General features: G+C 65.5%; 25 protein-coding genes, 1 pseudogene and 1 riboswitch. Of the genes and pseudogenes, 12 read left to right on the top strand and 14 right to left on the bottom strand.

What is annotated here, in order from left to right:
• Window positions 1-34: 34 nt before the first annotated feature.
• A complete protein-coding gene (gene thiC, locus EVC45_RS27235; RefSeq protein WP_129961317.1) occupies window positions 35-1,966 on the bottom strand; it encodes a phosphomethylpyrimidine synthase ThiC in 1,932 nt (643 codons plus the stop codon).
• A 90-nt stretch (window positions 1,967-2,056) separates the two neighbouring features.
• A riboswitch (TPP riboswitch) is annotated at window positions 2,057-2,174 on the bottom strand.
• A gap of 141 nt (window positions 2,175-2,315) precedes the next feature.
• A complete protein-coding gene (locus EVC45_RS27230; protein WP_211193485.1) occupies window positions 2,316-2,717 on the bottom strand; it encodes a GreA/GreB family elongation factor in 402 nt (133 codons plus the stop codon).
• 607 nt (window positions 2,718-3,324) lie between these two features.
• On the opposite strand from EVC45_RS27230, the gene EVC45_RS27225 reads away from it, so the two are divergent.
• From EVC45_RS27225 to EVC45_RS27200, 6 genes are all read left to right on the top strand, one after another.
• Complete coding sequence (locus tag EVC45_RS27225; RefSeq protein WP_129961315.1) at window positions 3,325-3,684, top strand: hypothetical protein; 360 nt, start codon at window positions 3,325-3,327, stop codon at window positions 3,682-3,684.
• Between the two features lie 110 nt (window positions 3,685-3,794).
• Window positions 3,795-4,652, top strand: coding sequence for a thioredoxin family protein (locus EVC45_RS27220; protein ID WP_129961314.1), 858 nt, complete (start codon window positions 3,795-3,797; stop codon window positions 4,650-4,652).
• A 48-nt stretch (window positions 4,653-4,700) separates the two neighbouring features.
• Window positions 4,701-5,345 carry a cytochrome b/b6 domain-containing protein gene (locus tag EVC45_RS27215; protein WP_129961313.1) on the top strand — a complete coding sequence of 215 codons (645 nt, stop codon included), beginning with the start codon at window positions 4,701-4,703 and terminating at the stop codon, window positions 5,343-5,345.
• 75 nt (window positions 5,346-5,420) lie between these two features.
• Window positions 5,421-6,224: a molybdopterin-dependent oxidoreductase gene (locus EVC45_RS27210; RefSeq protein WP_129961312.1), complete on the top strand. Its 804-nt coding sequence runs from the start codon at window positions 5,421-5,423 to the stop codon at window positions 6,222-6,224.
• A 93-nt stretch (window positions 6,225-6,317) separates the two neighbouring features.
• Entirely contained in the window at window positions 6,318-6,566 is a 249-nt protein-coding gene (locus EVC45_RS27205; RefSeq protein ID WP_129961311.1) for a pentapeptide MXKDX repeat protein, read from the top strand.
• Window positions 6,567-7,002: 436 nt separating this feature from the next.
• Window positions 7,003-7,935, top strand: a complete 933-nt coding sequence (locus EVC45_RS27200) for an EamA family transporter (protein WP_129961310.1) — start codon at window positions 7,003-7,005, stop codon at window positions 7,933-7,935.
• A 36-nt stretch (window positions 7,936-7,971) separates the two neighbouring features.
• On the opposite strand, the gene EVC45_RS27195 is transcribed toward EVC45_RS27200, so the two are convergent.
• Window positions 7,972-10,014: an NADPH-dependent 2,4-dienoyl-CoA reductase gene (locus tag EVC45_RS27195; protein WP_129961309.1), complete on the bottom strand. Its 2,043-nt coding sequence runs from the start codon at window positions 10,012-10,014 to the stop codon at window positions 7,972-7,974.
• Between the two features lie 309 nt (window positions 10,015-10,323).
• On the opposite strand from EVC45_RS27195, the gene EVC45_RS27190 reads away from it, so the two are divergent.
• Window positions 10,324-11,121: a DUF4397 domain-containing protein gene (locus tag EVC45_RS27190; RefSeq protein ID WP_129961308.1), complete on the top strand. Its 798-nt coding sequence runs from the start codon at window positions 10,324-10,326 to the stop codon at window positions 11,119-11,121.
• Between the two features lie 254 nt (window positions 11,122-11,375).
• Here EVC45_RS27190 and EVC45_RS27185 read toward each other — a convergent pair whose 3' ends face one another.
• Together EVC45_RS27185 and EVC45_RS27180 are read right to left on the bottom strand one after the other, a co-directional pair.
• Complete coding sequence (locus EVC45_RS27185) at window positions 11,376-11,513, bottom strand: entericidin A/B family lipoprotein (protein WP_129961307.1); 138 nt, start codon at window positions 11,511-11,513, stop codon at window positions 11,376-11,378.
• Between the two features lie 217 nt (window positions 11,514-11,730).
• Window positions 11,731-13,209, bottom strand: a complete 1,479-nt coding sequence (locus EVC45_RS27180) for a sensor histidine kinase (RefSeq protein WP_248295273.1) — start codon at window positions 13,207-13,209, stop codon at window positions 11,731-11,733.
• A gap of 198 nt (window positions 13,210-13,407) precedes the next feature.
• On the opposite strand from EVC45_RS27180, the gene EVC45_RS27175 reads away from it, so the two are divergent.
• The 5 genes from EVC45_RS27175 (at window position 13,408) to EVC45_RS27155 (ending at window position 15,802) form a co-directional block, all read left to right on the top strand.
• Window positions 13,408-13,584 carry a DUF1328 family protein gene (locus tag EVC45_RS27175; RefSeq protein ID WP_129961306.1) on the top strand — a complete coding sequence of 59 codons (177 nt, stop codon included), beginning with the start codon at window positions 13,408-13,410 and terminating at the stop codon, window positions 13,582-13,584.
• Between the two features lie 103 nt (window positions 13,585-13,687).
• Window positions 13,688-13,849, top strand: coding sequence for a DUF1328 domain-containing protein (locus tag EVC45_RS27170; protein ID WP_129961305.1), 162 nt, complete (start codon window positions 13,688-13,690; stop codon window positions 13,847-13,849).
• A gap of 137 nt (window positions 13,850-13,986) precedes the next feature.
• Window positions 13,987-14,532 (top strand): bacterioferritin, encoded by a 546-nt coding sequence (locus EVC45_RS27165; RefSeq protein ID WP_129961304.1) that lies wholly within the window; start codon window positions 13,987-13,989, stop codon window positions 14,530-14,532.
• A gap of 185 nt (window positions 14,533-14,717) precedes the next feature.
• Complete coding sequence (locus EVC45_RS27160) at window positions 14,718-15,350, top strand: response regulator transcription factor (protein WP_013089872.1); 633 nt, start codon at window positions 14,718-14,720, stop codon at window positions 15,348-15,350.
• A gap of 20 nt (window positions 15,351-15,370) precedes the next feature.
• Complete coding sequence (locus EVC45_RS27155) at window positions 15,371-15,802, top strand: response regulator (RefSeq protein ID WP_129961303.1); 432 nt, start codon at window positions 15,371-15,373, stop codon at window positions 15,800-15,802.
• A gap of 74 nt (window positions 15,803-15,876) precedes the next feature.
• On the opposite strand, the gene EVC45_RS27150 is transcribed toward EVC45_RS27155, so the two are convergent.
• From EVC45_RS27150 to EVC45_RS27110, 9 genes and pseudogenes are all read right to left on the bottom strand, one after another.
• The gene (locus EVC45_RS27150; protein WP_129961302.1) at window positions 15,877-17,082 is read right to left on the bottom strand and encodes an MFS transporter; all 1,206 of its coding nucleotides are present in this window, start codon (window positions 17,080-17,082) and stop codon (window positions 15,877-15,879) included.
• Window positions 17,083-17,318: 236 nt separating this feature from the next.
• A complete protein-coding gene (locus EVC45_RS27145) occupies window positions 17,319-18,143 on the bottom strand; it encodes a phosphodiesterase (RefSeq protein WP_129961301.1) in 825 nt (274 codons plus the stop codon).
• Window positions 18,144-18,200: 57 nt separating this feature from the next.
• Complete coding sequence (locus EVC45_RS27140) at window positions 18,201-19,247, bottom strand: ABC transporter ATP-binding protein (RefSeq protein ID WP_129961300.1); 1,047 nt, start codon at window positions 19,245-19,247, stop codon at window positions 18,201-18,203.
• Window positions 19,244-20,155 (bottom strand): ABC transporter permease, encoded by a 912-nt coding sequence (locus EVC45_RS27135; RefSeq protein WP_248295272.1) that lies wholly within the window; start codon window positions 20,153-20,155, stop codon window positions 19,244-19,246. Before EVC45_RS27135 ends, EVC45_RS27140 begins: the two co-directional genes overlap by 4 nt.
• A 53-nt stretch (window positions 20,156-20,208) precedes the next feature.
• Complete coding sequence (locus EVC45_RS27130) at window positions 20,209-21,033, bottom strand: ABC transporter permease (RefSeq protein WP_129961299.1); 825 nt, start codon at window positions 21,031-21,033, stop codon at window positions 20,209-20,211.
• The gene (locus tag EVC45_RS27125; RefSeq protein WP_248295275.1) at window positions 21,030-22,034 is read right to left on the bottom strand and encodes an ABC transporter substrate-binding protein; all 1,005 of its coding nucleotides are present in this window, start codon (window positions 22,032-22,034) and stop codon (window positions 21,030-21,032) included. Before EVC45_RS27125 ends, EVC45_RS27130 begins: the two co-directional genes overlap by 4 nt.
• Window positions 22,035-22,246: 212 nt before the next feature.
• Entirely contained in the window at window positions 22,247-23,341 is a 1,095-nt protein-coding gene (locus EVC45_RS27120; protein ID WP_129961297.1) for a substrate-binding domain-containing protein, read from the bottom strand.
• Window positions 23,342-23,737: 396 nt separating this feature from the next.
• Entirely contained in the window at window positions 23,738-24,106 is a 369-nt protein-coding gene (locus EVC45_RS27115) for a hypothetical protein (protein WP_129961296.1), read from the bottom strand.
• Window positions 24,106-24,603 (bottom strand): annotated as a pseudogene (locus tag EVC45_RS27110) (hypothetical protein); the annotation flags it as partial. The pseudogene EVC45_RS27110 and the gene EVC45_RS27115, both read right to left, overlap by 1 nt.

Here is a 24,603-nt window from a genome sequence, read left to right as displayed (position 1 = left end):
TGCGGTGCAGCCTCGCGCGAATTGCGCAAGCGGTTTATTGCCGCTGATAAATCTCCGCGCCTTGCTTCATGAACTCGATTGACTTCACTTCCATGCCCTTCTTCAGCGCTTCGTCGTCGGTCACGCCCTGTTGGGCGGCGAACTCGCGCACGTCCTGGGTGATCTTCATCGAGCAGAAGTGCGGGCCGCACATCGAGCAAAAATGCGCGACCTTGGCCGAATCCTTCGGCAGCGTTTCGTCGTGGAATTCACGCGCCTTGTCCGGGTCGAGACCGAGATTGAACTGGTCTTCCCAGCGGAACTCGAAGCGCGCCTTCGACAGCGCGTTGTCGCGCACCTGCGCGCCCGGATGACCCTTCGCGAGGTCCGCCGCATGCGCGGCGAGCTTGTACGTGATGATGCCGGTCTTCACGTCGTCCTTGTTCGGCAGGCCGAGGTGTTCCTTCGGCGTGACGTAGCACAGCATCGCGGTGCCGAACCAGCCGATCATCGCGGCGCCAATACCCGACGTGATGTGATCGTAGCCCGGCGCGATGTCGGTGGTCAGCGGCCCGAGCGTGTAGAACGGCGCTTCGTCGCACCAGTCGAGCTGCAGGTCCATGTTCTCCTTGATCAACTGCATCGGCACATGGCCCGGACCTTCGATCATCACCTGCACGTCGTGCTTCCACGCGATCTGCGTGAGCTCGCCGAGCGTCTTCAGCTCGCCCAGTTGCGCTTCGTCGTTGGCGTCGTAGATCGAGCCGGGACGCAGACCGTCGCCGAGCGAGAAGGCCACGTCGTAGGCCTTCATGATTTCGCAGATCTCTTCGAAATGCTCGTACAGGAAGCTTTCCTTGTGATGCGCGAGACACCACTTCGCCATGATCGAGCCGCCGCGCGAGACGATGCCGGTCATCCGGTTCGCCGTGAGCGGCACGTATTGCAGACGCACGCCCGCGTGGATCGTGAAGTAGTCGACGCCCTGCTCAGCCTGCTCGATCAGCGTGTCGCGGAAAATTTCCCACGTCAGGTCTTCAGCCTTGCCGTTGACCTTTTCGAGCGCCTGATAGATCGGCACCGTGCCGATCGGCACCGGGCTGTTGCGGATGATCCATTCGCGCGTTTCGTGAATGTGCTTGCCGGTCGACAGATCCATCACCGTGTCGCCGCCCCAGCGGATCGCCCACGTCATCTTGTCGACTTCCTCGCCGATCGACGAGGTCACCGCCGAGTTGCCGATGTTTGCGTTGACCTTCACGAGGAAGTTGCGGCCGATGATCATCGGCTCGCTTTCCGGGTGATTGATGTTGTTCGGAATGATCGCGCGGCCGCGCGCGATTTCCTCGCGCACGAACTCCGCGGTGATTTCGCTCAGGCCGTTCGGACCGAACGCGCTCGCGCCGAATGCCTGGCCGGGATGCTGGCGGCCCATCATCGCGGCGAGCTTCGTGCCGTTCGGGCCGCTCGCCTTCAGCGTCTCCAGATATTCGGCGCGACGCTGGTTTTCGCGAATCGCGATGTATTCCATTTCCGGCGTGATGATGCCTTGCTTCGCATAGTGCATCTGCGTGACGTTCTTGCCGGCGATTGCGCGGCGCGGCGTGCGGTGCAGGCCCGGAAAGCGCAGCTGCGCGGTGGCGGGATCGGCGGCGCGCTCGCGGCTGAAGCTGCTCGACAGACCGGTCAGCGGCTCGGTGTCGCCGCGCTCCTCGATCCACGTCTGACGCAGCGCAGGCAGACCCGCGCGGATGTCGATCTTCGCGTCCGGGTCGGAGTAGGGGCCCGACGTGTCGTACACGTAGATCGGCGGATTCTTTTCGCCGCCGAAGCTGTCGGGCGTGTCGGCCTGCGAGATTTCGCGCATCGGCACGCGGATATCGGCGCGCGAGCCGGTCACGTAGACCTTGCGCGAATTCGGCAACGGCGCGACGGCCGCCTCGTCCACGTGGGCTTCGGCGGAAATAAACTTCGGATTGGCGTTCATGTAAGTCTCCGTACAAAGTGGGGCGGCTAAGCAGGAGACCGAGATGGAAGTGGTCGGAATTCGCGGGAGAGGTGAGGCGGTTGAGGCTGGGTGCGAATTCCGTACGCTTCCCTGCGCTGGCATTATCCAGATCAGGTTCAAAGGGTATTTCTCACCCACGCAACGCGGACCTCCAGCTCCGCGCCACGCAGGACCCCCGCGTTAGCAGCGCACACGATACACCGGCCGCCCGCGGTTTGGCAACCTGTCCGAACGATTCAGAAAATTGGTCCAGATGAAACCGGACATCTCCTACGCTTGATTCGAGATCGCATCAGACAGGGCAACTTACAGCCAGGGAACAGCCGGCTTACAGCAAAAAATCGTCGGCGGCTTCGGGCTGATACAGGATTTTGTCGAGCTTCAGCACTTTGTGATCGCCGCTCGGCGGCGTGAAGCGGATGCTCTCGCCGCGGCGCGCGCCGAGCAGCGCGAGGCCGGCCGGCGAGAACACGTTCAGGCGCCCGTGCGCGAAATCGGCGTTGGGCGGATAGACGACGGTCCACGTCATCTGCTCGCCGCTCGCTGTGTCGATCAGCGTCGCTTGCGAGTTCATCGTGACGACGTCGGCGGGAACGTCGTGCGAGTCGACGATCACCGCGCGTTCGAGCACGTCGTCGAGCATGTGCTGCAGTTTCGTGTCGGCAGCCGCGTGTTTCTCGAGGCGGGCCACGTCGAGTTCGGTCAGATAGCAGGTTTTGATCTTCTTCATCATCAAGGACTCCGGATAAACGTTGCAGGAAGGCCGCGTGCGACGACCCACGCGGGGTGGTCGGCGGATGAATGAACGAATCGGAAAGCCCGGAGCCCGGCGACGCGGCCCAGGGTATGGCGGGCTGCGTCAGCGAGGGCGCCGGGCGGCGTGAAGCGGGAGCGTTCGGGACGTCCCCCCGGCGCTTTGCCGCGCGACACTCGCGCGCGCGTCGCCGCTTGCGCGGCGTGGGCGCAAACGGGCGAGAGCACGGAAAGTCGGACGACGCAAAGAAGTCACGGGCAAAACGACCAGAGGTTGGCAGAAGACCGAACGAAAGGTGTCGCGCGATAAAACGTGAGGCCGCGCGGCAGCAGCGAGACGAAGTTTGATCGAAGTTTGATGTTAGCACGCTGCGTCGGGCACCTCCGCTGGCGACGTCGCGCCGCGCCGAGAAGCCGCTTTTGTGCGATGCCGGATGAAGACGACCTGATCCACCTTACGTTCGAGCCAGTCGGAAGATTGCCGCTAAAGAAAGTGCTGCGAAGGGCGCGCTCCAGCGAACCGATTCGCGGGATGGCGCGTGAATGGCGCGGCGTGACTCGCGCCGATCGACACAGAGGTGCACATGAAAGCGGAAACAAGGCGGTGGCGAACCTTCGATCGCACGGTCGCGATGGCGGCATTGCTCGCCGCGCCGCTGGCGGCGCCGGCGGCATCGACGGTGACGGGCGGGGTGATCCGGTTCGCGGGGATGATCGTCGCGCCGCCGATGCAGATCAGCACGGCGATGGCGCCCACCGGCGTCGCTGTCGATAGCGCGAGCGGGGCGGGTCAGCGCTTTTCGCGCACGGTGACCTTCAGCGCGCCGCCGGGCGTCGCCGGCGGGGTCGATATCGCGCTCGAAGTGAACGGCGGCATGCAGTCGCTGGACGCGAAGCGTACCGATAGGGACACGCGCGTCACGGTGGTGGTCAGTTACGACTGAATCGAGGGCGAGCCTTGACGGGTTCAACCCACGCCGAAAAAAATTAAAACAGGCTTGTCATAACCGGCCGCGCGGGTCGACAAACGTGCAGATTACGATCGGAGCACGTCATGTCGACCTCGCACAATCGCTCGATACTTCAGCGCTTTACGTTTTTTTCGCCAGCCGCCGCCGGCCTCGCGTTTCTTCTGCTGAGCGGTTCTGGCATTGCCGCAGCCGACGCGGCCGGGCCCCCGTGCACCACGCACAGCCCCGCGCACCGGGTCGCGCTCGTCGAGCTGTACAGCAGCGAGGGCTGCGACAGCTGCCCGCCCGCCGACCGCTGGCTCGGTCAATTCAAAAGCGACGGCGCCGCGCACGGCATCGTGCCGCTCGCGCTGCACGTCGACTACTGGAACAGCCTCGGCTGGACCGACCGCTTTTCCCAGCATCGCTTCACCGAACGTCAGCAGACGCTGACCCGTCTCGGCGGCGCGCACACGATCTATACGCCGGAAGTGTTCGTCGCGGGCCGCGAGCTGCGCGACTGGTCGCAACGCGACAGTTTCGAGCGCCGCATCGACGAGCTCGTCGCCGAACCCGCGCAGGCGAGCGTCGCGCTCGCGCTGAGCCCGCATACCCCCGGCGCGTTCGATGTCGATGCGCAGTTCAGCAGTGCGGCAGCCGCCACGGGTCCGTTGAGCGGCTATGTCGCGGTCTACGAAAACGCGCTGACGTCGCAGGTCGGCGCGGGCGAGAACCGCGGCGCGACGCTGCATCACGAGCGTGTGGTGCGCGCTTGGTTCGGGCCCGTGCCACTTGTTGCCGGTCACGCGCGGATTCATCAGGACGTCGACGTCCGCGATGCCAGCGTCGCTGCGAAAGCCGATCCAGGCGCCGGCGCCGAGCGCTTCGGCGTGGTCGCGTTCGTCGAAAGCGACGCGAGCGGCGACGTGCTGCAAGCGACCGATCTTCCCGCGTGCCGTTGATCGGCATCGCGCGCGCCGCATTCTCTACCGCCGTTCGAGGAGAGCCCCATGGCCACACCCCATACCTTGCGTCCCGACGCACCCGCCGCGCCCGCCGCACCGAAGCGCGGCGTCATCCACCCGCTGTGGCTGCGCATCACGCATTGGCTGAACGCGCTCGCCGCGATCGTGATGATGCTGTCGGGATGGCGCATCTACGACGCGTCGCCGATCTTCCCAGCGTTCGGCTTTCCGACCGCGATCACGCTGGGCGGTTGGCTCGGCGGCGCGCTGCAATGGCACTTCGCGGCGATGTGGCTGCTGGTGTTCAACGGCCTCGTGTATATCGCGCTGAATCTCGCGAGCGGGCGTTTCGTGCGCAAGTTCCTGCCGTTGACGCCGCGCGCGGTGCTGCGCGATTTCATCGCCGCGTTGCGCGGGAAGCTGGCCCACGACGATCTGCGCGTCTACAACGCGGTGCAGAAATTCGCCTACCTGTTTGCGATCGCCGATCTGATCGTGCTCGTGCTGTCGGGACTCGCGATCTGGAAGTCGGTGCAGTTTCCGCTGCTGCGCGAACTGATGGGCGGCTACGACAGCGCGCGCGTCGTGCACTTCAGCGCGATGTCGCTACTGGCCGCGTTTCTTGCCGTGCATCTGGCGATGGTCGCGCTCGTGCCGCGCTCGCTGCTCGCGATGCTGAGCGGACGTTGATGCGCCGCTGCCCACGCTGATGCTCATGCGCTCGCGCAACCAGGCGCAACGCGAATTCCTTACGGATCCCGAATCATGAACAAGCCGACCGACAAACCAGCGGACCCATCCGCGCCGCGCGTTAGCCACACGCTCGACCGCGCATCGATCCTGATCGATGCGAAGCGCGAACTGGCGATGCCGTCGCGGCGCCTGTTCGGCAAGCAGCTATTGACGCTCGGCGGCCTGTCGATGCTGACCGGCTGCTCGCTGACCGACGACGCTTCAGTGAACCATTTCCTGACTGCCGTATCCCGGCTGAACGATCGCGCGCAGGCCGCGCTGTTCGATCCGAAGCAGCTCGCGCCGACCTACACCGAAGCGCAGATCACGCGGCCGTTTCCGTTCAATGCGTACTACGGCATCGACGACGTGCCGCACGTCGACGGCTCCGACTACCAGCTGAAACTGAGCGGCCTCGTGACCGGCCAGCGCGTGTGGACGCTGCCCGAGCTGTACGCGCTGCCGCATGCCGAGCAGATCACGCGGCATATCTGCGTCGAAGGCTGGAGCGCGATCGGCCGCTGGGGCGGCACGCCGTTCGCCGATTTCCTGCGGCGTGTCGGCGCGGATACGACGGCGAAGTACGTCGGCTTCAAATGCGCGGACGACTACTACGAAAGCATCGACATGCCGACCGCCTTGCATCCGCAAACGCTGCTGACGTTTTCCTACGACGGCGAGCGGCTGCCCGCGAAATACGGCTATCCGATGAAGCTGCGCATGCCGACCAAGCTCGGCTACAAGAATCCGAAGCACATCGTCGAGATATTCGTCACCAACACGTTTCCCGGCGGCTATTGGGTCGACCAGGGCTACAACTGGTTCGGAGGCTCCTGACGCATGCGGGCGCACGCTCGCTTGCGGCAGCGGCTTCGGAAGCACCCCGGCTCGAGCCGGTTTCGAATGATTCACCACCAACGGAGTCATCCCATGAAGAAGATTGCAATCACCACGGTCGCGTTGCTGATGCTGGCGGGCGCAGGCACGGCGTTCGCGCAGGCGAGCGGCGCGATGTCCAACGATGCGATGTCGAAGGACGCGATGTCGAAAGATTCAATGTCCAAAGACAGCATGTCGAAGGACGGTATGAAGAAGGACGCGATGAAACACGACTCGATGAAAAAGGGCGGCGATGCGACGGGCATGAAGCACGAGGCGTCGGGCGCGATGGGCAACTGAGTACACGGCCACGGTGCTTAGCGATCCTGCCGATGCGCGGCGCATCGGTTGGATTGCGGGTCGAAGGCAAGCCGGGGATGCGTCCCCGGCTTTTCTGTTGCAGGCACGCCAAAAAGTTACGATTCTGACGCGCGGCGCACTCGGCGCTTACTGCATAATGCGGTGCGCGCGGCGGCTTTCATCAGCGTAGCCGCCGCGCATCGCGGCCTTCCGGCATCAGGTCGTTTTGACCGATTCCACCGCCACAGCCGTTTCTGGCGCTTCTTGCGCCGCCCATCGTCTTACCGTTCCACCGACATGTCCGCCAGCCTCGCCCCCCAGACCGCATCGCCGATGCGGTGCCCGCCATCCCGCCCGCAAGGCATCGACGCAGGCCCGGCGCCGCGCGGGCATCGAGCGCAGCGCGCAGGTCGAGTGGCGACGGCGGGCTGAACGCATGTCGCTGCAACGCTCTTCCGCTTTTTCTCCGCGTGGCTGGCCGCTGCGTTTGCCGCAGTCGCGCAACGGGCAACTCGCGCTCGCGCTGGCCGTCGTTTATCTGGTGTGGGGCTCGACCTATCTCGGCGTGCACGTCGCGCTCGGCTCGTTTCCACCGCTGCTGATGTCGGGCTTGCGCAACCTGTTCGCCGGCATCGGTCTATTCGTGTTCGCCGCGCGCCGTAAGCCGATCTGGCCGAGCCTTGCCGAAATCCGCAACGCGGGCCTCGTCGGCACGATGCTGGTGGGTCTGTCGAGCGGCATGCTCGCGTACGGCATGCGCACGGTCGGCACCGGCACCGCGGCCGTGATGGTCGCGACGGTGCCGTTGTTCGCGACCGTGATCGCGGCCGTCGCCGGACGTAAGATTGGCCGCGGCGAATGGTTCGCGGTCGGGCTTGGGCTCGCCGGCATCGTGATTCTGAGTCACGGCGACAGCACGCCGGACTCGGCCGGCGGCAGCCTCGCGATTCTGTGCGGCGCGCTGTTCTGGGCCGGCGGCGCGCATCTGGCCGGGGTGTTGAAGCTGCCGTCGGACCTGTTTCTGTCCACCTCGCTGCAGGTCGGCCTCGGCGGCGCGATCTCGACGCTGGTCGCGTTGGCGTCGGGCGAACGGATGCTCGAACTGCATTTTCTGCCGCTCGTCGCGTTCCTGTATCTGATGCTGATCGGCACGATGGCCGCGTATATTGCGTACGGTTACCTGATTCGCCACACGAGTCCGATCATCGCGAGCAGCTGCATGTACGTGAATCCGCTCGTCGCGGTCGCGTTGGGCGCGCTGCTGCTCGGCGAGCCGGTCACGCGCTCGACGGTGATCGCGACGATCGTGATTCTGATCAGCGTCGGCCTGTCTTTCTGGTTCGATTACCGCAAGAAGGGCAGCGCCTGATAGCGACGCGGTTGCCGTCGAACCGCGTGCCCGCCGTCAAAGCCTGGCCGCCAGTTCCGCGCCCTCGCGGATCGCGCGTTTCGCATCGAGTTCGGTCGCGAGCTTCGCGCCGCCGATCACATGAAAACGCGGCGCGCCGCTGCCGTGGCTGCCATCGACCGCCGACGGCAACAGCTCGCGCAACGACTCCTGCCCCGCGCACACGACGATCGTATCGACGTCGAGCCATTGGTCGGCACCGTCTCGCGCGATCCTCAGACCGCGCGCGCTGATCTCCCGATACTCGATGCCGCCGAGCATCTGCACGCCATTCCTCGCGAGCGCCGCGCGATGCACCCAGCCGGACGTCTTGCCGAGCCCCGCGCCGAGCCTGCCGGCCTTGCGTTGCAATAGCCAGATCTGCCGTACCGGTAGCGCGGGAGCAGGCGGCTTCAGGCCGCCGCGTTCGCGCACCGCGAGGTCGACGCCCCATTCGTCGAGCCAGGTATCGCGCGGCACCGGCAGCGGCTCGCCCGCGCGATGCAGCAGAAACTCGCTGACGTCGAAGCCGATGCCGCCCGCGCCGATCACCGCGACGCGCGCGCCGACCGGCGCGCCGCGCAGCACGTCGACATACGACAGCACGTTGGGCCCGTCGATGCCGGCGATCGCCGGACGCCGCGGCACGATGCCGGTCGCGACGATCACGTCGTCGTAGAGGCCCGCCGCGAGCAGCGCCGCATCGACGCGCGTACCGAGCCGCACGTCGACGCGATGGCGCTGCAACTGGCTGCCGAAATAGCGGATCGTCTCGCTGAACTCTTCCTTGCCCGGCACGCGCATCGCCAGATTGAACTGGCCGCCGAGCCTGTCGCTCGCCTCGAACAGCGTCACGCGATGGCCGCGCGAGGCCGCCACCGTCGCGGCCGACAAGCCGGCCGGCCCGGCGCCGACCACCGCGATCGAGCGCACGGCTTGCGCGCTCGCGAGCGGACGGTAGACGAGCTCGGTTTCGCGTCCCGCGCGCGGATTGACGAGACAGCTCGCGCGCTGGTTTTTGAACGTGTGATCGAGGCAGGCCTGATTGCACGCGATGCAGGTGTTGATTTCGTCCGCGCGGTCCGCGGCGGCTTTCAGCACGAAGTCGGAGTCGGCGAGCAGCGGCCGCGCCATCGACACGAGATCCGCCGTGCCGTCGGCGATCAGCGCATCGGCCACCTCGGGCGTGTTGATGCGGTTCGACGCGATCACCGGCACGTTGACCGAGGCCTTCAGACGCCCGGTCAGCGATGCGAACGCCGCGCGCGGCACCGAGGTCACGATGGTCGGCACGCGCGCCTCGTGCCAGCCGATGCCGGTGTTGAAGATCGTCACGCCGGCCGCTTCGAGCGCCTGCGCGACCTGCACGGTTTCTTCCCACGTATTGCCGCCCTCGACCAGATCGATCAGCGACAGCCGGTACACGACGATGAAGCGCTCGCCGCATTCGGCCCGCACCCGCTCGACGATCTCGCACGCGAGCCGCATGCGATTCTCGAGGCTGCCGCCGTACCGATCGGTGCGGTGGTTCGTGCGCGGGCACAGGAACTGGTTCAGCAGATAGCCTTCGCTGCCCATGATCTCGACGCCGTCGTAGCCCGCGCGTTGCGCGAGCCGCGCGCAACGCGCGTAGTCGCGCACGGTTCGCTCGATGCCGGCGAGCGTCAGCGCGCGCGGCTTGAACTTCGAGATCGGCGACTTCACCGCCGAGGCCGACACCACGAACGGTTGATAGCCATAACATCCCGCATGCAGGATCTGCAGCGCGATCTTGCCGCCTTCCGCATGCACGGCCTCGGTCACGAGCCGGTGATTGCGCAGGTCGAACACCGAGTTCAGCGTGCCGCCGAACGGCAGCAGCCAGCCCTGACGATTCGGCGAAATGCCGCCTGTGATGATCAGGCCGACGCCGCCTTTCGCGCGCTCGCGAAAATACGCGGCCAGTTGCGGGTAATGCCAGAAGCGGTCTTCCATGCCCGTGTGCATCGAACCCATCACGACGCGATTGCGCAGACGTGTGAAGCCCAGGTCGAGCTCGGCGAGTAAGTGTTGGTAAGACATGCAGGGACCGTGTAAGTGGGGAGGCCGCACGAACGATACACCGCGGTCCCGGCCGCAGCGCCGAAGAAAAATTCTAAATCTCCGCAATCCATTGATCCGCAAGACATTGGTCAGTCGTCTCACGCCAATTTTTAGGGCCACGGCACAGCCATTGCTGAATGCGAGCGTCCATCGACACGGACGCGCCCACCGGAAAACCGGCGCACCGTGCGGCACGGACGGGAGGGGGACGACCGCGAGGTATGCCGCGCTCGTCCACGTATCAATGGGCGATGAGCGTCAAGCCCGACATCGAGACAGGTGAACACAATGAAAATGATCCGAACGATGGCAGCGGTCGTTGCGGCCGCGGCGGTACTGAGCGCATGCGGCGGCAGCGGGAGCAGCGATGCCGGCAAGGAACTTGGGTTGACCAATCCCGAGATCCACTTCATTCACGCGATTCCGGGCGGCCCCGCCGTCGACTTCCTCGTCAATGGCAGCGCCCCTTCCGGGCAGACCAACATCGCGTATAAAGGCGTGACCAACCTCACCAATATCAACACGGGCTCGACGAGCGTCGCCTACGCGGCGACCGGCACGAAGACCACGCTCGCGAGCGGCAACTTCCCCGATGTCGCGAAGGGCCACGTGTACACGGTGCTCGCGTTGCCGGGCCTGTCCGCGCCCGACATCGGCCTGATCGACGATCCGTTCGACAAGGGCCTGCTGACCAATGACGCGCGCGTGCGCGGCTTCAATGCGTCGGCGAACGCGACGGACCTCGACCTCTACCTCGTGCAGGCCACCTCGACCAGCATCACCAACGTATCGCCGACGATTGCGGGCGTGTCGTTCAAGAACGCGGTGCCGGCGAGCGGCCAGGATTCGATCTACGTGTCGGGCGGCCAGTACGTGCTGATCGCGACCGTGGCCGGCAGCAAGACGCCGATCTTCCAGTCGAACTCGTTCTCGCTCGCGAACAACGCCGACTGGCTGATCACGTCGGTGCCGATCGGGGGTACGTTGAGCCAGCTGGCTCCTGGGCAGATTCATCTGCTGATCGCGCAGAACGGCAACACGGGCACGCCGAGCGTGGAACTGTCGAATACGTTGACCGGGCAATGACGGGGGCCGCCGATGGCCGGATAAGCCCTGCGCAGCGCGAGCAGTGACGATCCGCACGCGCTAGCCAAACAACCAGGGACTCCGGAAGATCGGGAAGGGGGACGGCACGGCGATCCACGGCAGTGGGTCGCCGTGCCGTTTTATCGCGTTCTGAAAACGCGGCGCGTCGAAAGCCAGCGAGCGAACTTTCACGAAAAAAAGCCCGCCGCGGCATCCCGCGACGGGCTCTGAAAATGCAACTGCCATGTGTCGGTTTATTTAGCCTTTTCCGCCGAGTTCGTGATGGCGTTGCCGCCCTTCGAAATGTCCTGGCCGGCGCCCGCCATCGTGTTGCAACCGGTGACGAGCATCGCGGTTCCTGCGAGCACAAGCAAAGCGATCAGTCGAGTCATGAAAGTTCTCCTTGTCGAGAATGCATCGGTTGATGTCGTCCGACCGGGGCCATGCCAGTCGATGAGGTCTCGATCCGGTTTCGAACCGGCCTGATTGCATGGTAAAAAAAGGGCGGGGGCGGCGCTGTCGGCCGCGCCGCGATTTTGTTGTAGGCGTGCTCCGGTGTTTGCGTCGGCGCACTCCTACAAAGGCTTGCGGGGCTGCGATGAGTACCTGTCAGACGGGGCTTTGCGACGGCGTGGCCGGCGACGCCGGCGGCAGATCGACCGAAGGCGTCGCGGTGCTCGCGCTTGGCATCACGACATCGATGTCGGTGCCGCTCTGCGCGCCGCGGCGGATCTCGAAGCGCCCGCCATGCGCGGCCACGCGCTGGCGCATGCCGAGCAGGCCGTGCGTATGCGTGCGCGTCAGGTCGGCGGGCATGATGCCGACGCCGTTGTCCGCGATATGCAGCGCGACCTCGCCGTCGCCGACCCGCAACGCGATGCCGACCTTCGAGGCCCGCGCGTACTTCGCGGCGTTCGTCAGCGACTCCTGCGCGACCCGAAACAGCGCGATCTCGGTCTGCTCGTCGAGCTGGATGTCGTCGGCGGGCAGGTGCAGCTCGAGCGTCCAGTTGTTGCGCTGCGCGGCTTCGTCGGCGAGCGTGCGCAGCGCGGTGACGAGCCCGAAATTGGCGAGCACGGTCGGCCGCATGTCCTCGATGATGCGCCGCTTCAACGCGATGCCCTGGTCGAGATTGGCGAGCGCGCGCTGCAGCTTGTCGGCGATGTCGGGCTCGCTGTCCTTCAGCTTGCGGCGCGCCCACGCGACGTCCATCCGGCAGGCGGTCAAAATCGCGCCGAGCTCGTCGTGCAACTCACGCGCGAGCTGGGTTTTTTCGTTTTCGCTGACCGCCTGCAGATGCCAGCCGAGCGCTTCGAGCTGGCGCGTGCGCTCGCCCACCAACTGGTCGAGCTCCTCCTGCTGCGTGACCAACTGACGCTGCGCGCGCGCCTGCCTGTCGATCTGGATGCCGAGATTGCGAAACAGCAGAATGAACAGCACGATATTGAGCGCCGACAGACCCGCCGCGCACAGCGTCGATAGCCGCTGATCGGCGCGGCTCGCGGCCAGCGCATGCTGCGCGCGACGCTCCTCGTTGTCGCGCAGCAGCGTGAGCGTGCTGTCGATCAACGACGCGTCCGCCGGATTGACGTCGCTTGCGGGCCCGCATGCGCCGAGATCGAGCGGATGCGGCGCCGCGTGCTGCATCGCGGCGGCGCCCGCGCCGATGCGCGCGTCGATCAGCGCGAGAATCTGCGTGAAGCTCGCGAGCTCCGCGCTGTCCGCACGGCCGCCGCGATAGAAGCGCTCCAGCTGCTGCGTGGTGTCGCGGATGCGCGCGGCGCTCGCGCAGAACGCGTGGGCGGTCGCGTCGTCCTTCGTCAGAAGAAACTGGTTTTGCTGCGCCGTAAGGCGCGACAGGTCGCTCGCGAGCGTGCTCAGTCGCACGGTGACGTCGCGTGCTTCGAGTGCGGTTTCGTACTCGGCGGTGATGCGCTGCCGCGCGGTCTCCAGAATCACGAGGCCGCCCACCGTGATCACGATCGCCACGGTCATCGCGATCGCCCAACTGCGATTGCGCATCCAGTCGGCGAGCCGAGCCGTGGCGCGCGCGCCCGGTTGGTCCGGCGGGTTCTGCAGATTCGACACTTTCGGCTCCGGAAAGGGGGCATCGACTCGGACCCAGGCATCGACTCCAGCATCGTGCGAAGCCGCGGGCGTAACGTCGTCGTAATCCAATGTAAGCGGATTCTCACACGAAAAACGGCGAGCGTCGGAATGCGTGCGGCCCCGCGCATCGATAGCATGGACTCGATCGTTCATTCAATGTTTCCGGAGGAAGCCATCATGTTGAAGTGGGCACTGTTCTTCGCGGTCGTCGCGGTGATTGCGGGTCTTCTCGGCTTTACCGGCATCGCGGCCGGCGCGGCGGCGATCGCGAAGTTCCTGTTCTTCGTCTTCGTCGTGCTGTGCGTGGTGTTCCTCGTGCTGGGTTTCGTCGTGACGAAGAAAATGATCGATTAGCGCGGCCGTCGCAACGGCGTCAAGCCGCGCCTTCATAGCGGGCGAGCGGTTTGCTGGTAGTCGCTCGTAGTCGATTCAAGGGCCAACAAAAGGGAGAAATGCCATGCTTCACTATGCGATCGTCTTCTTCGTGATTGCGATCATCGCGGCCGTGTTCGGCTTCACGGGCATCGCGGCAGGCGCGGCCGAAATCGCGAAGATCCTGTTCTACATCTTCCTCGTCGTGTTCGTGGTCACGTTGCTGCTCGGCGTGTTCCGAGCGTAGCCGGGCGAGCCTGGATGAACGCAACACGGGCCAGGCAGCGAAGTACGCAATACGTATACGTTGTTCCACCCTCCGCGCATCAGGCGCAATGCGTGCCGATGCGCGATTCCCCCAATACCGGATAAAGGAGAAGTTCGATGACGAAGCAATCTGGCGACACGTTCGTGATGGACATCAAGAAGATCCGCGAGGACGCGCGCAAGCACATGTCGGACGGTCCGGTGACGCAGACCTACGCCGCGAATCGCGACACGGTGCTCAAGCTGCTCAACGACGCGCTCGCTACCGAGATCGTCTGCACGCTGCGCTACAAACGCCACCACTTCATGGCGAAGGGCATCAATTCCGAAGCGGTTGCGGCGGAATTCGCCCAGCACGCCACCGAGGAGCAGGAACACGCCGATCGTATCGCCGAGCGCATCGTGCAGCTTGGCGGCGAACCGGACTTCGCGCCGGACGGCCTGAAGACGCGCGCGCATTCGGAATACAAGGAAGGTACCGATCTGACCGACATGATTCGCGAGAACCTGGTCGCGGAGCGCATCGCGATCGACACGTACCGGGAGATCGTCCGCTATCTCGGCGAGAAGGACGTGACCACGCGCCGGCTGTTCGAGGAAATTCTCGCGGTCGAGGAAGAACATGCCGACGATATGGCGGATCTGCTGACGGGGCGTGAGTAACGCGCCAGAGTGACAGGGAAGCGACGAAGAAGCGACGAAGAAGCGACGAAGAAGCGGGCGCGAGTGAACCCGGCAATGCCGGCGGCTGCGGCGCGAAGCCGCCTTCGCATTGCGCGTTCAGGCGCGGCCCCGGGTCATTACAATGTCGGCTTCGGAGCGATTCCCTTTGCACGGACACCCAACCGATGATTCGAGTGCTGATAGCTGACGATCATGCGATCGTTCGAGGTGGTTTCAGACAGTTCGTCGCCGACGAGCCGGACATGTGCGTCGCCGCCGAGGCCGCCACCGGCGAGGAAGCGATCGGCCTCGTGCGGGAGCAGGCTTTCGACGTCGTGCTGCTCGACATCGCGATGCCGGACAAGAACGGCATCGATACGTTGCGGGTGATCAAGCAGGTGCGTCCCGAGCAGGGCGTGCTGATCCTGTCGGGCTATCCCGAGAGCCAGTACGCGATCAACCTGCTGCGCGCGGGCGCGAACGGCTATCTGAACAAGGACTGCGAGCCGGAGGAAATCGTGCGCGCGATCCGCTCGGTCGCGCGCGGGCATCGCTATCTGTCGGAGGCGGTCGCCGATACGCTCGCCGACAATCTCGACAAGCCCGCCGCCGGGCGTCCGCACGAAGCGCTGTCGGAGCGTGAATTCCAGATCTTCTGCAAGCTCGCGGCCGGCCAGTTGCCGACCGAGATCGCCGAAGAACTGCATCTGTCGGTCAAGACGGTGAGCACGTATCGCGCGCGGGTGCTCGAGAAGATGCGTCTCGCGAACAACGCGGACCTCACGTATTACGCGATCAAGAATGGCCTGATCGAATGACGGACGATCGAGACATCCCGATGAACAGCGAACCGAACCCTGCTACCGAATCAGCCAGCCGAGCACCGTTGCGCGTGCTGCTGATCGAGGATTCGCCGCTGATCCGCCGCAGCCTCGTCGAGGCGATCGACGCGTCGGGCCTGCTGCGCGTCGCCGCTTATGCCGATTCCGCCGATCAGGCGATCGCGCTGCTCGGCGACGAAGCGTTCGACGCGGTGATCGTCGATCTGCAGTTGAAGCAGGGCTCGGGCGTACCGGTGCTCGCCTATCTGCAGCGCGAGGGTCTGATCGATTCGATGTTCGCGGCGGTACTGACCAATCACGCGTTGCCCGCGTATCGCGCGCGCTGCGAGCAGTACGGCGTGCGGCACTTTTACGACAAATCGTTCGAGTTCGACCGTGTGCTGGATGCGCTGCATGAGTATGCGTCGGGGCGGAGCGGCGGCGTTTGAACGCTCGCTGCAAGTTCTGAAGAACGCACGCCGTCCGGGCAGCGCCGTCATCAGTCAAACATCGAAGCGCTCGCTCAATGCCCAGCTCGCGCCGGCAAGCGCAAATGATTCCACGCCCCGAGCCCGGCGAACACGATGCCCGCGATAGTGACGCCGATCCAGCCGAACACCGGCCACACGATCGCGCCGACGCCCGAGCCCAGCGCCCCGCCGATGAAATACGCGACCATGAACACGGTATTCACGCGGCTGCGCGCATCGGGCTGCAACGCGTAGATGCGCGACTGATTCGAAATCTGCGCGGCCTGCACGCCGATGTCGAGAATGATCACGCCGACCACGAGTCCCGCGATGCTCTTCGCCGACGCGCCGAAGATCAGGAACGCGATCACGACCAGCACGAGCGACACGGTGATGATCGCGCGCGGCCCACGCCGGTCGGCGAATTTGCCGGCGAGCGGCGCTGCCAGCGCACCGGCCGCGCCGACGATACCGAACAGCCCCGCCGCCTGCGGCCCGAGATGAAACGGTGCGCCCGCGAGCAGCAGCGCGAGCACCGACCAGAAAATGCTGAACGCCGCGAACAACGCCGCACCCGTTAGCGATGCTTCGCGCAGCGCGCGATGCTCGGTCACCAGATGCCACATCGACACGAGCAGCTTGCCGTACGGCAGCGTCGAGGTCGGCTGGCTCTTCGGCAGACGCAGAATGATGACGACCGCGAGCGCGAGCAGCGCGACGACCGATGCGCCGAACACCGCGCGCCAGCCGAAGTATTGGGCGACGATGCCCGACGCGGTCCGCGCGAGCAGGATGCCGAGCAGCAGGCCGCTCATCACGGTGCCGACCGCGTGGCCGCGCTCGGACGGCGGCGCGAGTTCGGCCGCGAACGGCACGGCCTGTTGCGCGATCGTCGCGAGCACGCCGATCGCGAGACTCGCGACGACCAGCACCGCGAGCGTCGGTGCCGACGCCGCGACGACGAGCGCGACGCAGATGCCTGCGATCTGCAGCAGGATCAACAGGCGCCGGTCGAAGCGGTCGCCGAGCGGCGCGAGCAGCAGCATGCCGGCCGCGTAGCCGAGTTGCGTAACGGCCGGCACCGTGCCGACCCATGACGCGCTGCCCGGAAACGACTGGCGGAAGTTGTCGAGCAGCGGCTGGTTGAAATAGATGTTCGCGACCGAGACACCGGCGATCGTCGCGAGCAGCAGCAACAGGCCGCGCAACGACCGGGCGGAGGAAGCGGAAGTGGAAGTGGAGGCGTCGGAAGTGGACATGACGGAGACGGATTGACGGACCGGCCCATGCGCGGTCCTCAAGCGTGCCGATCATACCGGAGCGGCGGGGTTCCTGCTGACGGCCGCGGCAGCCTGCGCGAGCGCTAGCGCGGACGCAAGCCGGCAATCGTGGCTTGCCACTCGCAGCGCCGGGGCGCGAGGCGCGCCCGCGCGTCCGGTATCAGGATGTGGCGAAGTATGGCGACCGGTTCAGTCGATCAACTCAGTCGATCAAATCAGTCGATCAACGCGCCAGCGTTGTAGAACGGATAGGGGCCGTCGGCGGGCTCGACATACGCATGATGCGTGACGATGCCCGTCGCCGGATCGTAGTAATGCAGCGCGTACGCGGGCGGCTCCATCACGAACGCCGACGGTCCGTCCTCGCGAAAATCGAGCGCCACCTGGTGCGCGGGTGCCGGAATCGCGCTCGCGATCGTGCCGCCGAAGCGCACGAACATCGACCGATGCACGTGCCCGCAAAGCACGCGCTCGACATTAGGATGCTGGGCGATCAGCGCCGCGAGCCGGTCCGATGCAGTCTGGTCGAGCCGCATCTCGTCCATATGTCCGATGCCGCAAACGAACGGCGGATGATGCAGCGCGACCACGACCGGCCTGCCGCGCGCCGCATCGAGTTGCTGCGCGAGCCACGCGAGCCGCGTGTCGCACAGCATGCCTGCGCTCGAACCGGGCACCAGCGAATCGAGCGCGATCACGCGCAGCGGGCCGACGTCAACGGCGTACTGCACGAACTCTCCGCCGCTCTGCAATTCGTCGCGCTCGGGAAACGCCGCGCGCAACGCGTTGCGCTCGTCGTGATTGCCGACCATCAGAAAGTACGGAATCTCGAGCGGCGCGAGCAGTGTCTTCAGGTGCGCGTACTGCTGCGGGTCGCCCTGATCGACGAGGTCGCCGGTCATCAGCACCGCGTCGGGGCGCGGCGTCAGCGCGTTGAGCGCATCGACGCAGCGCGCGAGATAGGCGGCGGTATCGACGCGGCGATACGCGAGTCCGCCGGGTTGCTTGATATGCAGGTCGCTAATTTGAGCCAGCAGCATGACAGAGGTCCTTCGGGTTTCTTCGTGTTGAGCGCCAGGCCGCGGCGCCGCTTTTACCTACGATAGCGCAATCAGTGCGTCCGGCTCGATCGAAATGCCGACCGGCGTGCCGCGCGCAAGCTCGATACGGCCCGCGACATCGATGAAGAGCGGCTCGGACGCGGCGCCGCCAATCGTCAAACGCGTGCGTTCGCCGAGAAACGCGGTGCTTTCGATCTGGCCGTGCAGCTGCGCGAGCGCGGGGTCGGTGAGCCGCGCGTCCTCGGGGCGAAAGAAGATTTCATACGCGCCGTGCGCATTCGGCCCATGCGCGGGTAGGGGCACGGCACCGCCGGTCGTCATCAGCATGCCGTCGCGCGGCTCTCCCGCGACACGGTTGATCGTGCCGACGAACTGCGCGACCGTGCGATTGGCCGGACGATAGTAGATGTCGCGCGGCGAGCCGATCTGCTCGATGCGTCCCGCGCTCATCACGACGATCCGATCGCCGAGCTCCATCGCCTCGGCCTGATCGTGCGTCACGTAGACGGTCGTGATGCCGAGCTCGCGCAACAGCGCATTCATCTCGGTGCGCAACGCGTCGCGCAGACGCGCGTCGAGCGCGGTCAGCGGTTCGTCGAGCAGCAGCACGCGCGGCTGCACCGCGAGCGCGCGCGCGAGTGCCACCCGCTGACGCTGGCCGCCGGAAAGCTGATCGATCGGTTTGTCCGCGTGCGCGGTGAGCCGCATCATGCCGAGCAGTTCGTCGACGCGTTGTCGCGCGGCCGCGGCCGGCACGCGTTTGATCTTCAGACCGTAGCCGATGTTGCCGCGCACGTTCAGATTCGGAAACAGCGCGTAGCTTTGAAACACCATGCCGACCGCGCGTTCTTCGATCGGCAGCGTGGTCACGTCGTCGTCGCCGAATGCGATGCGGCCGCCCGCGTCGGGGCTTTCGAGCCCGGCGATCAGGCGCAGCGTCGTCGTCTTGCCGCAGCCCGACGGTCCGAGCAGCACGAGGGTCTCGCCCGCGCCGATCGACAGGTCGAGCGGTTCGAGCACGCGCGTGCCGCGAAACGTCTTGGCGCACTGCGTGAGCGTGATGGGAACCGAGGTCAGTTTCATGGCGTGTCGATGGGCTTCGCGGAAGAAACGGCGCGCCGCTTCGACGCGCTGCGCTGGCCGGTCGCATCGACGCCGAGCCATTGCATCGCGACGAGCAGCGGCATCGTCATGATGAAAAACAGGATCGTGTAGGCGCTGCCGATCTCGATGCGCATCGACGCGTAGGTATCGGCGAGGCCGACCGGCAGCGTCTTCGTGTCGGGCGTGTGCAGCATCCAGGTCAGGTTGAATTCGCCGATCGACAGTGTCAGCACAGCGAGCGCGCCCGCGACGATGCCGGGGCGCGCGTTCGGCAGCACGATCGTCACGAAGCGCGTGAAGAAGCTCGCGCCGAGGCTCGCCGCGCCTTCTTCGAGCGTGCGCAGATCGCTGCTCGCGCAGACCGCGGCGACCGCGCGCACCATGAACGGCAGCGTGAACACCACATGCCCGACGACGATAAACGCCGCGCTCATCCGGAACGCGGTGAAGCCGCCGTAGATCACCAGCAGCGCGAGCGCCGACGCGAGGCCCGGCAGCGCGATCGGCAGCACCAGACACTCCTCGACGATGCGGGCGAAGCGGGTCTTGCTGCGCGCGAGCACGTAGCCCGCGGGCACGCCGGTCAAGAGCGTGACGACGAGCGTCGCCGCGGCCACTTCGAGCGACAGCCACACCGAGTCGTGATACTGGGTCCACACTTCGACGAGCCAGCGCAAGGTGAGTCCGCTCGACACGCCCTTGAAGTAGTTGACCGTCAGCCCCGCGACGATCGACATGACGACCGGCACGATCAGGAACGCGCACAGCAGCAGTGTGACGAACCATTGACCCGCGGCGAGCCATGTTCGCGTGGAAGGCCACGCGCGTCGCGCGCGTGGTCCCGCTACCGGCTGCGAGGAGGGGGAAGGGGCGGTGATCGAGTGCATAGGGAGGGTGTCGTTCTGTTCGCGAACGCGAGGTTCGGGCGACGCGTGGCCGTTCATGCGCTCGCCGCCACGCCCGAGCCGCTCGCGCTGCGCGCGATCGCGAGCACCGCCCACGTGACGAAGCCGAGCACGATCGACAGGCCAGCAGCCGTCACCATGTTCGCGTTCAGCGTGAACTCGGTATAGATGGTCATCGGCAGCACGTCGATGTCGGTGGCGAGCGTGAACGCCGTGCCGAACGCGCCCATCGCGGTCGCGAAGCACACGGCGCCCGCCGCGATCAGTCCGGGCGACAGCGCCGGCAGCACGATGTCGCGCATGATGCGCCACGGCGATGCGCCGAGCGAGCGCGCGGCCTCTTCGAGCGACGCATCGAGCTTGCTCGCGGATGCCATCACGGTGACGATCACACGCGGAATCGAGAAGTACAGGTAGCCGAGAAAGAGACCGCTCATCGAATAGGCGAACACCCAGCGATCGCCCGCGAGTTTCAGCGACAGCGCGCCGATCAGCCCCTGCCGTCCGGCGAGCATGATGACCATGAAGCCCACGACGACACCCGGAAACGCCAGCGGAAACGTCAGCAGCGCGAGCAGCGTGCGCTTGCCCGCGAATTCGCGGCGCGCGAGCAGCAGCCCCGCGATCACCGACAGCACCAGCGTGGCCGCCGTGACCGCCGCCGACAGCACGACGGTCGCGCCGAGGCTCGACATATAGCGCGGATTGGTCAGCATCGCGCGATAGGTCGCGAATGCGTGGCCGCCGCCGGAGAGTTGCGCGAGCGCGCCCATCGGCAGCAGCCAGAACGCGATGAACACCGCGAGTGCCGGCGCGAGCAACGCGATGCGCCAGCGCAGCGGGAACGTGACGTCGTTCAATGCATCACCTGCAGATAGCGCTCGCCGAAGCTCGACTGCTTCTCGGCCATCTTCGCGAAGTCGACCGGTTTCGCACGCGCGTATTCGCTCGCGGGCAGGAACTGGGCGGCGGTCTCCGCGCTCATCGCGCTCGCGCGCACCGGCCGCAGATACGCCTGCGCCCACAGCTTCTGGCCTTCGTCGGATAGCACGAAATCGAGCACCTTCTTGCCGTTCGCTTCATGCGGCGCGCCCTTCACGAGGCTCATCACGTACGGCACCGAAATCGTGCCTTCCTTCGGAATCACGAACTCGACGTTCGCGTGATCCTTGTACTTCGCGCGATACGCGTCGAAGTCGTAGTCGAGCAGGATCGGAATTTCGCCGGACAGCACGCGCGCATACGCGGTCTGCTTCGGTACGATCGGCGCGTTGGCCTTGAGCTTCCTGAACCAGTCGAGGCCCGGCTCGAAGTTGTCGAGCGTGCCGCCGAGCGCCTGGTTGACCGCGACCGCGCCCGCATAGCCGACGAACGCGCTCGACGGATCGAGGTAGCCGATCATGCCTTTGTATTCGGGCTTCAGCAGATCGGCCCACGAGCGCGGCACCGGTTTGCCTTCGAGCGCGTCCTTGTTGACGAAGAAGCCGAGCGTGCCCGAGTGGATCGTGAACCAGTAGCCTTGCGGGTCTTTCAGGCCGGCGGGAATGTCGTCCCAGTGCGCGGGCCGGTACGGCTGGATCACGCCCTTGTCCTTGGCCTGGAACGCCGACGACACGCCGAGATAGACGACGTCGGCGACCGGGCTCTTCTGCTCGGCCATCAGTTGTGCGATCGATTGGCCCGAGTTCTTGTTGTCGAACGGCACGCGAATGCCGGTCTTTTGCTGGATCGCCTTGATCTGGCTCGCCCAGTCGGCCCATTCGGGCGGGCAGTTGTAGCAGATCGCGGTTTCGTCGGCGCGCGCGGCTTGCGGTGCGAGCGTGACGAGCGCCGCGCCCGCGACGAGCAGGCTCGCCGGCAGTGCGGTCGCGGCGGCGCGCGACAGTTTCCGCCAGAGCGGTTTGAGCGAGGACGCGAAGCGTGAGGGTGAGCGGGTCACTGCGGATCTCCTGTGTCGATCGGAGTCGGTGCATTGGCACTGACTCCGAGCCCATAACGTGGTTGCGGTTGGATGTGTTGCGCGAGTTTGTGACGACAGTTGGGCGTGCGGATGCGCTTGCCTTGCTGCACTTCTTATACGAACGGCTGTTGCGTGGCTGCCGCGGCGCTCAGCCCATGAGTGAGCGACGCTTCGTCGGGATTCGTCTGCGAGCCGAGCGCCGCGATCGTCGCGCCTTCGCGCACGCTGTGCGGCAAGGTCAACGCGAGCGAGGTGGCGGGGAAGGCGCGCTCGTCGCGCGTGCCGCCGATGCGGGCGAGCAGACGCTGCCACGCCGCGCAGCCGATCTCGCGATTCGGCGCGCGGATGCTCGCGAGCGCCGGCGACAGCAGTTCGCTCATGGCGAGGCCGTCGAAGCCGAGAATCGACATGTCCTGCGGAATCTTCAGACGCGCGCGACGCAGGCCGCGCATCACGACCATCGCGAGCAGATCGTTGCTGCAGAAGAGGGCGGTCGGACGGTTGGCGCCGTGCGTCAGATGCGCGAGCACGGACGGCGCCAGTTCGTCGGCGTTGAAATCGACTTCGAGCGCGGGCGCGGCCGTGAGTCCGGCCTGCTGCATCGCCTGCGTGTAGCCGAGATGCCGCTGACGCGCGCGATCCGACGCGGCGAACGAGCCGGCCAGCATCAGGATGCGGCGATGGCCGTGGGCGATCAGCCGGCGCACGCCGTCGTAGGCGGCGAGGCGATTGTCGACCGACACCGACGGGCGCCGCACCGTGTCGTTGTGCATCAGCACGTAGAGCAGGCCGTCGCGGTCGAGTTCGTCGAGCAGCGGATGGGTGTCGGCATCGGCGACGGTCAGGATCAGCCCTTCGACGCGATGCTCGCGCAGCGTTTCGATTGCGTGACGTTCGCGGTCCACGTCGTACTGCGTGGTCATCAGCATCAGCCGATAGCCTTGCGCCGACGCGAGATCGTCGATGCCTTGCAGGCATTCCGCGAACACCGGGTTCGCGAGCGTCGGCAGCACGACGCCGATCAGGCGCGTGCGCTCGCCGCGCAATTGCCGGCCGAGCGGGCTCGGGCGGAACTTCAGCGCGTCGATCGACTGACGTACCTTGTCGAGCGTGATGGGGTTCACGGTGTGCGGCGCGTTGATCGCGCGCGATACCGTGGCGATGGAAAAGCCTGCGTGGGCGGCGACATCCTTGATCGTCGGCGTCATCGGTTTGCGGTCCGCTGTAATCGTTTTCGTGAGCGGATTATCGGCAAGCTTTGTGACTTGGGGATGAATGCGGCGGCGGGCGTTCTTGGGGGCTCCCGCGAGCGATGGTAGAATTCGCGACCACGCGCGATTGCGACCCCTGCCGGGGTGATGAAATTGGTAAACATACGCGCCTATTCGGCGCTTCGCCGGACTGTGGACACATCCGCCACGAGCGGAATCAACGACTTAGCGTTCGGCATTCGTCCATCAAGGTTTCCAGTTTGTGGACACTTGACCGTATTGAAGGGGGCGATGTGTCCATTGTCGGGCGCCGCTAACTTGCGTCATCGTTCCGCGTCGCTTGCGTGACATACGCCACGCCGTCGGTGAGTAACCAATCAGTGTGGCACTTGGTCAGCGGGTCGCGTTGGGCACGACGGTCAATCTGCCTAGCATGAGCTGGCGGACCTCCTCTCTGAGGTGATACACCTCGTTGAGCAGACACACTTCTCGTTCTAGGGCGCTGTCGAGCCGTTGCTGCAACGTCGCAAGTTGCTGCCGCAACAGCGGAGTGGGATCGGCTGCCGCTTTGACTTGCTTTTGTTCAAGTGCGGCTTGCTCGATCGCGGCGATGAGCGTCGCGTAGCCTGGCCTTGATTTCTTGATGCTGCCCTTGCCTGAGCCGGCTTCTTTGGCCACCGAATCGTTATTGATGAGCGCCCCGCGGGCCTTGAGCCGTTCGAGGGCTTGGAGATACTTGTCGACTTGGCTCTTAGCAGCCATTAACGCTCTCCCTTCCGCAGACGTTCATTTGCCTTAAGAAGCACTTCGAGATGGCGAGCTTCCAGCCGATGCTCAACACTGCCTGCTTCGTCCCTCTCTAAGGTGGCCACGGCCACTTCTTGGAACTTGATGACGTGTTCGAGTCGCTTGCCGAAGATCACTTGACTCACGCAGTTGGTCTCCAGGCAGTGGTACGGGATGGGCTCCAGAGGATCGGTTTTGCAGGCTTCCGTCGACACGCAGCCGCCTAGAGGGGTCTCGCGGTAGGCCAGCTTGTTTTCCTCGAACAGACGCAAGGTGTCCCGACGGCTGCGCAACTCCACCGTGCTGGCCATGCGCTGCGCGCCCCGTCCGAGCAGATCTTCGTCCGAGAACAGTACCCCGAAGGCGTAGGCAAAGTAGCTGCTCTCGGCCTTTGCCGGCAATGTCCCAGGCGTAGTTGAAGGTTGAAGGCGGCGGTTCCCCGTTGGGAATCCGAGAGAATCGGGTTTCCACGA

This window comes from Paraburkholderia sp. UYCP14C (genome assembly GCF_004197395.1).
GTDB lineage: Bacteria > Pseudomonadota > Gammaproteobacteria > Burkholderiales > Burkholderiaceae > Paraburkholderia.
Note: the sequence above shows the minus strand (reverse complement) of the source record. Positions and strands in the feature narration are given on the sequence as shown.

What these genes read in the sequence shown, in the direction of transcription:
- thiC (WP_129961317.1), bottom strand. Translation starts at nt 1,966, where the DNA reads ATGAACGCCAATCCGAAGTTTATTTCCGCCGAAGCCCACGTGGACGAG.
- EVC45_RS27230 (WP_211193485.1), bottom strand. Translation starts at nt 2,717, where the DNA reads ATGAAGAAGATCAAAACCTGCTATCTGACCGAACTCGACGTGGCCCGC.
- EVC45_RS27225 (WP_129961315.1), top strand. Translation starts at nt 3,325, where the DNA reads ATGAAAGCGGAAACAAGGCGGTGGCGAACCTTCGATCGCACGGTCGCG.
- EVC45_RS27220 (WP_129961314.1), top strand. Translation starts at nt 3,795, where the DNA reads ATGTCGACCTCGCACAATCGCTCGATACTTCAGCGCTTTACGTTTTTT.
- EVC45_RS27215 (WP_129961313.1), top strand. Translation starts at nt 4,701, where the DNA reads ATGGCCACACCCCATACCTTGCGTCCCGACGCACCCGCCGCGCCCGCC.
- EVC45_RS27210 (WP_129961312.1), top strand. Translation starts at nt 5,421, where the DNA reads ATGAACAAGCCGACCGACAAACCAGCGGACCCATCCGCGCCGCGCGTT.
- EVC45_RS27205 (WP_129961311.1), top strand. Translation starts at nt 6,318, where the DNA reads ATGAAGAAGATTGCAATCACCACGGTCGCGTTGCTGATGCTGGCGGGC.
- EVC45_RS27200 (WP_129961310.1), top strand. Translation starts at nt 7,003, where the DNA reads ATGTCGCTGCAACGCTCTTCCGCTTTTTCTCCGCGTGGCTGGCCGCTG.
- EVC45_RS27195 (WP_129961309.1), bottom strand. Translation starts at nt 10,014, where the DNA reads ATGTCTTACCAACACTTACTCGCCGAGCTCGACCTGGGCTTCACACGT.
- EVC45_RS27190 (WP_129961308.1), top strand. Translation starts at nt 10,324, where the DNA reads ATGAAAATGATCCGAACGATGGCAGCGGTCGTTGCGGCCGCGGCGGTA.
- EVC45_RS27185 (WP_129961307.1), bottom strand. Translation starts at nt 11,513, where the DNA reads ATGACTCGACTGATCGCTTTGCTTGTGCTCGCAGGAACCGCGATGCTC.
- EVC45_RS27175 (WP_129961306.1), top strand. Translation starts at nt 13,408, where the DNA reads ATGTTGAAGTGGGCACTGTTCTTCGCGGTCGTCGCGGTGATTGCGGGT.
- EVC45_RS27170 (WP_129961305.1), top strand. Translation starts at nt 13,688, where the DNA reads ATGCTTCACTATGCGATCGTCTTCTTCGTGATTGCGATCATCGCGGCC.
- EVC45_RS27165 (WP_129961304.1), top strand. Translation starts at nt 13,987, where the DNA reads ATGACGAAGCAATCTGGCGACACGTTCGTGATGGACATCAAGAAGATC.
- EVC45_RS27160 (WP_013089872.1), top strand. Translation starts at nt 14,718, where the DNA reads ATGATTCGAGTGCTGATAGCTGACGATCATGCGATCGTTCGAGGTGGT.
- EVC45_RS27155 (WP_129961303.1), top strand. Translation starts at nt 15,371, where the DNA reads ATGAACAGCGAACCGAACCCTGCTACCGAATCAGCCAGCCGAGCACCG.
- EVC45_RS27150 (WP_129961302.1), bottom strand. Translation starts at nt 17,082, where the DNA reads ATGTCCACTTCCGACGCCTCCACTTCCACTTCCGCTTCCTCCGCCCGG.
- EVC45_RS27145 (WP_129961301.1), bottom strand. Translation starts at nt 18,143, where the DNA reads ATGCTGCTGGCTCAAATTAGCGACCTGCATATCAAGCAACCCGGCGGA.
- EVC45_RS27140 (WP_129961300.1), bottom strand. Translation starts at nt 19,247, where the DNA reads ATGAAACTGACCTCGGTTCCCATCACGCTCACGCAGTGCGCCAAGACG.
- EVC45_RS27135 (WP_248295272.1), bottom strand. Translation starts at nt 20,155, where the DNA reads ATGCACTCGATCACCGCCCCTTCCCCCTCCTCGCAGCCGGTAGCGGGA.
- EVC45_RS27120 (WP_129961297.1), bottom strand. Translation starts at nt 23,341, where the DNA reads ATGACGCCGACGATCAAGGATGTCGCCGCCCACGCAGGCTTTTCCATC.
- EVC45_RS27115 (WP_129961296.1), bottom strand. Translation starts at nt 24,106, where the DNA reads ATGGCTGCTAAGAGCCAAGTCGACAAGTATCTCCAAGCCCTCGAACGG.